This is a genomic window from Streptomyces sp. NPDC048419 (genome assembly GCF_043200415.1).
Lineage (GTDB): Bacteria > Actinomycetota > Actinomycetes > Streptomycetales > Streptomycetaceae > Streptomyces.
This window is the reverse complement of record NZ_JBICXT010000012.1, coordinates 159329-166913: the sequence shown is the minus strand read 5'-3', so window position 1 is coordinate 166913 and position 7585 is coordinate 159329. Positions and strand designations below refer to the sequence as shown.

Annotated in this window: 8 protein-coding genes; 4 read left to right on the top strand and 4 right to left on the bottom strand. The window is 71.3% G+C overall.

Features of this window, described 5'->3' with window-relative positions; translation table 11 throughout:
• Positions 1-120: 120 nt before the first annotated feature.
• On the top strand, positions 121-453 hold the full coding sequence (locus ACGFYN_RS25115; RefSeq protein WP_393868092.1) for a hypothetical protein: 333 nt from the start codon (positions 121-123) through the stop codon (positions 451-453).
• 58 nt (positions 454-511) lie between these two features.
• Positions 512-1618, top strand: coding sequence for an amidohydrolase family protein (locus ACGFYN_RS25110; protein ID WP_393868091.1), 1107 nt, complete (start codon positions 512-514; stop codon positions 1616-1618).
• 37 nt (positions 1619-1655) lie between these two features.
• On the opposite strand, the gene ACGFYN_RS25105 is transcribed toward ACGFYN_RS25110, so the two are convergent.
• On the bottom strand, positions 1656-3005 hold the full coding sequence (locus ACGFYN_RS25105) for a hypothetical protein (protein ID WP_393868090.1): 1350 nt from the start codon (positions 3003-3005) through the stop codon (positions 1656-1658).
• 346 nt (positions 3006-3351) lie between these two features.
• Here ACGFYN_RS25105 and ACGFYN_RS25100 point away from each other — a divergent pair, with 346 nt between their 5' ends.
• The gene (locus tag ACGFYN_RS25100) at positions 3352-3924 is read left to right on the top strand and encodes a winged helix-turn-helix domain-containing protein (RefSeq protein WP_393868089.1); all 573 of its coding nucleotides are present in this window, start codon (positions 3352-3354) and stop codon (positions 3922-3924) included.
• 27 nt (positions 3925-3951) lie between these two features.
• Positions 3952-4620 (top strand): hypothetical protein, encoded by a 669-nt coding sequence (locus tag ACGFYN_RS25095; RefSeq protein ID WP_393868088.1) that lies wholly within the window; start codon positions 3952-3954, stop codon positions 4618-4620.
• Here the strand turns inward: ACGFYN_RS25095 and ACGFYN_RS25090 are convergent.
• The 3 genes from ACGFYN_RS25090 to ACGFYN_RS25080 are packed head-to-tail and all read right to left on the bottom strand — an operon-like array spanning position 4597 to position 7350.
• On the bottom strand, positions 4597-5610 hold the full coding sequence (locus ACGFYN_RS25090; protein WP_393868087.1) for a heme A synthase: 1014 nt from the start codon (positions 5608-5610) through the stop codon (positions 4597-4599). The genes ACGFYN_RS25095 and ACGFYN_RS25090 overlap by 24 nt on opposite strands.
• Before the next feature lie 46 nt (positions 5611-5656).
• Positions 5657-6430 carry an ABC transporter permease gene (locus tag ACGFYN_RS25085; RefSeq protein WP_393868086.1) on the bottom strand — a complete coding sequence of 258 codons (774 nt, stop codon included), beginning with the start codon at positions 6428-6430 and terminating at the stop codon, positions 5657-5659.
• A complete protein-coding gene (locus ACGFYN_RS25080) occupies positions 6427-7350 on the bottom strand; it encodes an ABC transporter ATP-binding protein (protein ID WP_393868085.1) in 924 nt (307 codons plus the stop codon). Before ACGFYN_RS25080 ends, ACGFYN_RS25085 begins: the two co-directional genes overlap by 4 nt.
• Positions 7351-7585 lie beyond the last annotated feature (235 nt).

Genomic DNA, 7585 nt, shown 5'->3' with positions numbered 1-7585 from the left:
GCCCCCACCCCCCCCCCCGGGGCCGGGGGGGGGGGGCGCGCCGGGGGGGGGGGGGGGGGCCCCCCCCCCCCCCCCCCCCGCCCGTCGCCGTTGGATCTACCCGTCGGTAGCATCCTGGTCATGGCAGAGACTGAGCAGGTTGACCCGAAGGCCGGGCGCAAGGTGGCGCGCCTCGCCCAGCAGATCAGCGCCTTCTCCAAGGCGCACGGCGGGGCCGAGGGCCAGGTGGCCTACATCGGAGAGCGCGGCGCGCGCATCGTCCTGGTCGGCGAGGACGGCGGCTGGGGCGACCTGGTGGCGCCCTCGTACGAGGTGGCCGAGAAGGCCGTGGAGAAGGCCGGCATCACCGTCCACGAGTCCTTCGACGGCGAGTTCGCGGGCAAGGTGCGCACCGGCCCGTACGAGTGGACGCGCATGGCCGGGATCCAGGTGGGCGGTCCGAGCAACACCTGATGACGGTTCACCCGTTAGGACGTGTGAGAAGCACAGGTCCACCGAACGGGGAGCCCGGATGATCGAAACGCCGTCCCTCGTGGACCAGTACTGCCACGGCGTACTGAAGACGGAGCTGGGCCTCGGCACCTTCGAGGCCCAGCTGGCCCGCACCGAGGGCCCGCCCGCGCCCGGCACCACCCTCTTCGACACCCAGACGGGTTTCGCCGTACGGCGCTGGTGCCCCCCGTTACTCGGCCTGGAACCGCACTGCCCGCCCGCCCGCTACCTCGCCCGGCGCCGCGAACTCGGCGTGCCGGAGGCGGGCCGCAGGCTGCTACGGGGCAGCGGCATCACCACGTACCTGGTCGACACCGGACTGCCCGGCGATCTGACCGGGCCCTCGGAGATGGCCACCACCGGAGCCGCCGAGGCCCGCGAGATCGTCCGCCTGGAACTGCTCGCGGAACAGGTTGCCGACACCTCCGGCACCGTCGAGTCATTCCTCGCCAACCTCGCCGAGTCGGTGCACGGCGCCGCCGCGAACGCCGTGGCCTTCACCTCCGTCGCGGGCGTACGCCACGACCTGGCGCTCGCGCCCGAGCCGCCCGGTCCGGGGGAGGTGCGCGGCGCCGCGGCCCGCTGGCTCGGCGGCCGCCGGGTGGGCGGCGAACTGACCGATCCCGTCCTGCTGCGGCATCTGCTGTGGATCGCGGTCGCCTCCGGCCTGCCACTCCAACTGCACGCGGGACTCGGCGAACCGGGCCAGCGCATCGACCGCACGGACCCGGTCCTGCTGACCGACTTCGTCCGTGCGACGGCGGGGCTCGGCACCGACCTGATCCTGCTGCACGGCTATCCGTACCACCGCCATGCCGCCCATCTCGCCGGCGTTTTCCCGCACGTCTACGCCGACTCGGGCGCCGCGCTCGTACGGACCGGCGCCCGGGCGGCGACGGTCCTCGCCGAGATCCTCGAACTCGCGCCCTTCGGCAAGATCCTCTTCTCCAGCGGCGCCCACGGCCTCCCCGAACTCCATGTGGTGGGCGCCCGCCTGTTCCGCGAGGCCCTGGGCCGCGTGCTCGGCGGCTGGGTCTCCGACGGCGCGTGGTCCCTGTCGGACGCCCAGCGGGTGGCGGGACTGGTGGCGGCGGGGAACGCGCGGCGGGTGTACGGGCTGGAGTGAGGCCGGGGCCGCAGCTCGTGGGCGGCCCCGGCTCCGCTCAGGACGCCCAGCCGCGCCGCACGCCGGGCAGGCCGCCTTCCGTGCCCATCGCCTCGTCGTTGCGGTGGACCACCCGGGACACCGCCGCCGCGTTGTCGGCGCGGCAGAACTGGGTGTCGTAGTCGCCGTACTCGACCGGTTCACGCGTGTGCGGTCCCACCACCACGCAGTTGAACCCGTCCTCCGGGTCGAGCGGCGGCTGGGTGCGCATCTCCGCTCCGACGGCCAGGCTGTTGGAGAGGATCACCCAGGCGCCGAACTCCTCGACGCAGCGCTGGGCCGCCTGCCGGTCCCAGCGGGTGACCTGCCGGCTGATCGGCGAGGAGAAGAGCGGCACGAGGATGTGCGAGACGCCGAGCGCCTGGAGCTTGGCCTCCCACTGGACCGACTGCTTGATGTCCTCGCAGACGAAGACCGCGATCCGCCCCAGCGAGCTCTCCAGCACCGTGATGTCCAGGCCCCTGGAGATGTCCTCGACGGCGAGCTTCTCGTGCGGCTCGCCGGGCAGCCGCCAGGTCGTGGCGACCCGCGGGGTCACGGTGAAGCCGGCCATCTTGTCCTGCTCCAGCACGGTCTCACCCGTGCGGCAGTCCACGAGCACGGCCCGGTTCGGCGGCGGGTTGCCGTCCCCGAGCGGCCCGGTGCCCAGCAGCGCCCACTGCAGCCTGCTGTCGTCCGGCAGTTCACCCAGCAAGGTCCGCCACTGCTGGAGCAGCGGTGCGGAGAGCGTGCTCTCCGGCAGCACGGCGATCTCGGCGCCCGACCGCTCCAGCCCGCGGACCACCTGCCCGACGCGGTCGTTGAGCCGCCCCGTGGACGGCGTGACGCGGTAACGCCGGCGCTCGTTTCTCTGGTGCCATTCGAACTCCAGCTCGGCATATTTCTCCAGCATGGGAACGGCGCCGATCGAAATCTCCTCACCCGCCGCGAAGGCCGGATCGTTCCGGCTCGGTATTCGATCGATGTGGATTCGGCGGAGGTCCTCCGGGGTTACTCGATGCACGTTGAAGAAATCGGCTTTCCCGGTCCCCTCGGCCATCACCTTTCCCGGCCGCGTGCAACGCGGCAGCAGCACACCTTTCGTCTTTCCCCTGGGGTTGTTGAGACGGTGGTGGCGGAGGTAGCGAATGCTGAGCCATGCCATGGTCTTCGTGTCGTAGCTCGGGCTGAACGGGTTGGCCGTGGCCAGGGCCCAGTCCAGGCCGAGCAGAGCGGCGAAGACGCCCCGGTGGCCGTGGAGTTCGACCTCCCTCGCGACGGACTTGGTGAGCCGGGTCGTGACACGGCCGGTCCGCAGCACACTGGTGCAGAGGCGGTCGGCGAAACGCCGAACGGTCGAAACTCGCAACCAATCGGTCGCTTCTTCCCCACGGAAGCGCTCATCCGGAAGCAGGTCGTAAAGGACCACGAAAAGATCGGCCGGATCCCCCGGAAGATCTGCCGGTAGATCTACCGGTAAATTGCGCACAGAATTTGCGTCCATGTATCCCCCCGATGCGTGAGCGCGTAACCCGAGGTTAACGGCTTGGGGGCATATGCGCCGCAAGCCTGTCGAGAAACGTGTAACAAAAAGGACTCGCAGATCCACTTGCGGGGAAAAGAATCATGGCGCCATCACTTGACACTCACTTGACATCCGGCGATGGTGGATTGGACACGAGTGACGAGCCACTGAGGAGATCGGGGGATGCGACATGAGCGACACGGATCGAGTGCGACATGACCGGGTGACCGAGGTCCGGAACCTGCTGGAGGAGATGGCGCTGGACAGCGGGATGACGGAGGGGAGCTTCAGCTCCCTCGGCATGCTCATCACCGACTCCTCGCTGGCGGCCGACGAGCCGGCGCTGCGGGCGGCCCACGACGGCCTGCGCAGGCTCTACGGCAAGGTGGCCCGCCCGGGCGAGGACGGCGAGACGGACGCCAAGACCATGGAGCAGCGCGGTCGATTGCTGGGTCTGCTCGACGTGACGTTCTGGTCGCTGCGCCGGCTGCCTTCCGAGCTTCAGCTGAACCTGGACCCGCACGGCCACGCGGCCCGTTTTCTCACCGAGATCGCAGCCGAGCCCGGATTGAGCAACGCCCAGCTCTCCGAACGGCTCGGTGTGGACATCACCGAGGTCAGCAGGGTCGGCCGCAAGCTGCTGGCGTCCGGAGTGGCCTGGAAGAGCCGTCAGTGGCGCTACAACTGCTGGAACATCACACCGCGCGGCGCCGGCTACCTGGAGCAGGCGGGCCTGGCCGGCCGGGGGCCGGCCGCGAAGTAGCGCCGGCGCGACAGACGGGGGGCAGTCGTGGCGGAGGGGCGGACGCGGCCCGAGGAGCCGGCGCCGGCCGGCGGGCCGGAGCGGACGGCCGTCGGCGAGCAGTACGCGAAGACGCGCGACATCGTCGTCCTGACCGCCCTACTGCTCGTGCTCGTGGTCTCCCTCGCCGCCGTCCTCGTCCAGTCCTGGCCACCGCCGGTCACCGCTCCCGGCGGCGCCGCGCGGGAGCGCCCGTCAGGGACCGGACTCCTGCTGTGGCACGCGGTGCTGCCGCGTGACACCCGGCTCTTCCTCGTCGTCGCCGCGGCGGGCGGCCTGGGCTCCCTGATCCACGTCCTGCGCTCGCTCTACGAGTACGTCGGCAACCGCCGGCTGCGGCGCAGCTGGCTGCTGATGTACGCGCTGGAACCGGTCGTCGGAGCGGTGCTGGCGCTCGTCGTGTACTGCGTCCTGCGCGGTGGGCTCACCACGACGATGGCGTCGTCCGGCGACATCAACCCCTACGGAGTGGCCGCCGTGGCCGCGCTGGTCGGGATGTTCTCCCGGCAGACCGTGCAGAAGCTCGTCACCGTGTTCGACACGCTGCTCGCCCCCGCCGAGCAGACCACCGACCGTCTGACCGGCGATGCGGGCGGCAAGGCCCCGTCCGCCGGACAGCGGGGGGACGACGGGTCAGACCCCGGCCCCGACCGCTGAACCCGACTGTGCCGGACCCGGGATCTCCAGGGTGGTCTCCGGCCGCTCCCGCAGCGCCAGCAGCACCCGCAGGACCCAGATCCAGATCAGCGCGGCGCCGACCATGTGGAGGCCGACGAGGACTTCGGGCAGATGCGTGAAGTACTGGACGTAGCCGATGACGCCCTGGGCCAGCAGGATCAGGAACAGCTCGCGGGTGCGGGCCGGCGGGCCCTTGGGGGCGTCGACCGCCTTGAGGATGAACCACAGGGCGAAGGTCAGCGTGACCACGATCCAGGCGAGCACGGCGTGCAGCTTGGCGACCGTCTCCCAGTCGATCGGGATCCGCTCGACCTCCTTGGAGTCGCCCGCGTGCGGCCCGGCGCCGGTCACCACCGTGCCGACCGCGATCAGCAGCACCGAGGCGAGGACCAGGAACCACACCAGCTGCTGGACCGGCTTGCCGACCAGCGGACGGGGCGCGCCGTCGCCCTCACGGGTGCGCTGCCACATGAGCGTCGCGACCGCGATCAGACCCGCGGAGAGCAGGAAGTGCGCCGCGACCGTATAGGGGTTCAGGCCGACCAGCACCACGATGCCGCCCAGGATCGCGTTGCCCATCACGATCCAGAACTGGGCCCAGCCGAGGCGGGTCAGGCTGCGCCGGTACGGCTTCTGGGAGCGGGCGGCGATGATCGCCCAGCCGACGGCCGCGCACAGCACGTAGGTCAGCATGCGGTTGCCGAACTCGATGGCTCCGTGGAAGCCCATCGCGCTGGTGGCCGTGAGCGAGTTGTCGGTGCACTTCGGCCAGGTCGGGCAGCCGAGCCCGGAACCGGTCAGCCGCACCGCGCCGCCGGTGCCCACGATGATCACCGCCATGACGAGGGCGGAGAGTGCCGCGCGCTGGACCGTCCTGGGTGAGGGGGTCCAGCGGGCTGCGATGAAGGAGAGCGGGTTGCGCAGTGCCGCCAAGGCGTCGGCGCGGGTCACGTTTGGCACGCGCACCATCGTAGGCGCCCGCTTGTGCACGCGTTCACGAGGGTCCGTCACGCCTCTACTCCCAGCGGAAGAACTTCCCGGCCGCCGCCAGACCCACGACGGCCCACACGGCCAGGATCCCCAGGTCGCCCCAGGGCATGCCGGCCCCGTGCTGGAGCACGTCGCGCAGGCCGTCGGAGAGCGCCGAGACGGGCAGCAGGCCGAGCACGTCCTGGGCGCCCTGCGGGAACTTGTCCATCGGGACGATCACGCCGCCGCCCACGAGCAGCAGCAGGAAGACCAGGTTCGCGGCGGCCAGGGTCGTCTCCGCCTTGAGGGTGCCGGCCATCAGCAGCCCGAGGCCCGAGAAGGCCGCCGTGCCGAGGATCAGCAGGACCAGGACGGCTCCGGGGTTGCCGTGCGGCGACCAGCCCAGCGCGAAGGCGATCACCGTCAGCAGGATCACCTGCATGATCTCGGTCACCAGCACCGACGCCGTCTTCGCGGTCATCAGGCCCCAGCGGGGGAGCGGGGAGGAGGCGAGGCGCTTCAGGACGCCGTAGCGGCGTTCGAAGCCCGTGCCGATGGCCTGGCCGGTGAACGCCGTGGACATCACCGCGAGGGCCAGGATGCCGGGGGCGAGGAAGTCGACGGACTTGCCCGCGCCGGTGTCCACGATGTCGACCGAGCTGAACAGGACCAGCAGCAGCGTCGGGATCACGACGGTCAGCAGCAGCTGCTCGCCGTTGCGCAGCAGCATCTTCGTCTCGAGCGCCGTCTGCGCCGCGAGCATGCGGGTCAGGGGTGCCGCGCCGGGCTTCGGCGCGTACGTACCGGTGGCCGTCGTCATGACCGCAGCTCCTTGCCGGTGAGCTCCAGGAAAACGTCTTCGAGGGTGTGCCGTTCGACCGAGATCCTGTCCGGCATCACCCCGTGCTGCGCGCACCAGGACGCCACCGTCGCGAGCAGCTGCGGGTCGACCTTGCCGTTCACCCGGTACGAGCCCGGCGTCAGTTCCGCCGCCGAGCAGTCGGCGGGGAGTGCCTTGAGCAGGGAGCCGACGTCCAGCCCCGGGCGGCCGACGAAGCGCAGCGTGTTCTCGGCGCCGCCGCGGCACAGTTCATCGGGGGAGCCCTGCGCGATGACCCGGCCGGCGTCGATGATCGCGACGTCGTCGGCGAGCTGCTCGGCCTCGTCCATGTAGTGCGTGGTGAGGACGACCGAGACGCCGTCGGCGCGCAGGTCGCCGACCAGGTCCCAGGTCGCGCGGCGGGCCTGCGGGTCGAGGCCGGCGGTCGGCTCGTCCAGGAACACCAGCTCCGGGCGGCCGACGACCGCCATCGCGAGCGCCAGGCGCTGCTTCTGGCCGCCGGAGAGCCGGCGGTACGTCGTACGGCCGCAGGAGCCGAGCCCCAGCCGCTCGATCAGCGCGTCGACGTCCAGCGGGTTCGCGTGCAGCTTCGCCACGTGCCGCAGCATCTCGTCCGCCCGCGCGCCCGAGTAGACGCCGCCGGACTGCAGCATCACGCCGATCCTGGGGTGCAGCCGGCGTGCCTCGCGCACCGGGTCGAGGCCGAGCACGCGCACCGTTCCGGAATCCGGCCTGCGGTATCCCTCGCAGGTCTCCACGGTGGTGGTCTTGCCCGCGCCGTTCGGGCCGAGTACGGCGGTCACGCCCGCCTGGGCCACCAGGTCGAGGCCGTCCACAGCGGTTTTCGTGCCGTACCGCTTCACCAGGGCCTGAACCTGGAGCACGGGCTCACTTCGCATGGGCCCGAGTCTAGGTACGGTCTCCCCGCTCCCGTCGGCCGGGTGCAAGATCTCCACCGGACGACACGAACCGGCGGCCGGCGGGCGGGGTTCACCCGTTCGGCTCCACCGCGTCGAGACTGTGTGGCGACTGTGCCGGGAGGGGCAACAGCGCCGGTCGGAGGCGGTGCCGGCGAGCGCCGGAGCGCGCGCGAACGCCGTCGTCAGGGCGCCGATCTGATCGATCAAAGATCGT

Bases quoted from the DNA above. Each gene is read 5' to 3' on its own strand.
- ACGFYN_RS25090 (WP_393868087.1), bottom strand. From the start codon at position 5,610: ATGGTGCGCGTGCCAAACGTGACCCGCGCCGACGCCTTGGCGGCACTG.
- ACGFYN_RS25080 (WP_393868085.1), bottom strand. From the start codon at position 7,350: ATGCGAAGTGAGCCCGTGCTCCAGGTTCAGGCCCTGGTGAAGCGGTAC.
- ACGFYN_RS25100 (WP_393868089.1), top strand. From the start codon at position 3,352: ATGAGCGACACGGATCGAGTGCGACATGACCGGGTGACCGAGGTCCGG.
- ACGFYN_RS25085 (WP_393868086.1), bottom strand. From the start codon at position 6,430: ATGACGACGGCCACCGGTACGTACGCGCCGAAGCCCGGCGCGGCACCC.
- ACGFYN_RS25115 (WP_393868092.1), top strand. From the start codon at position 121: ATGGCAGAGACTGAGCAGGTTGACCCGAAGGCCGGGCGCAAGGTGGCG.
- ACGFYN_RS25110 (WP_393868091.1), top strand. From the start codon at position 512: ATGATCGAAACGCCGTCCCTCGTGGACCAGTACTGCCACGGCGTACTG.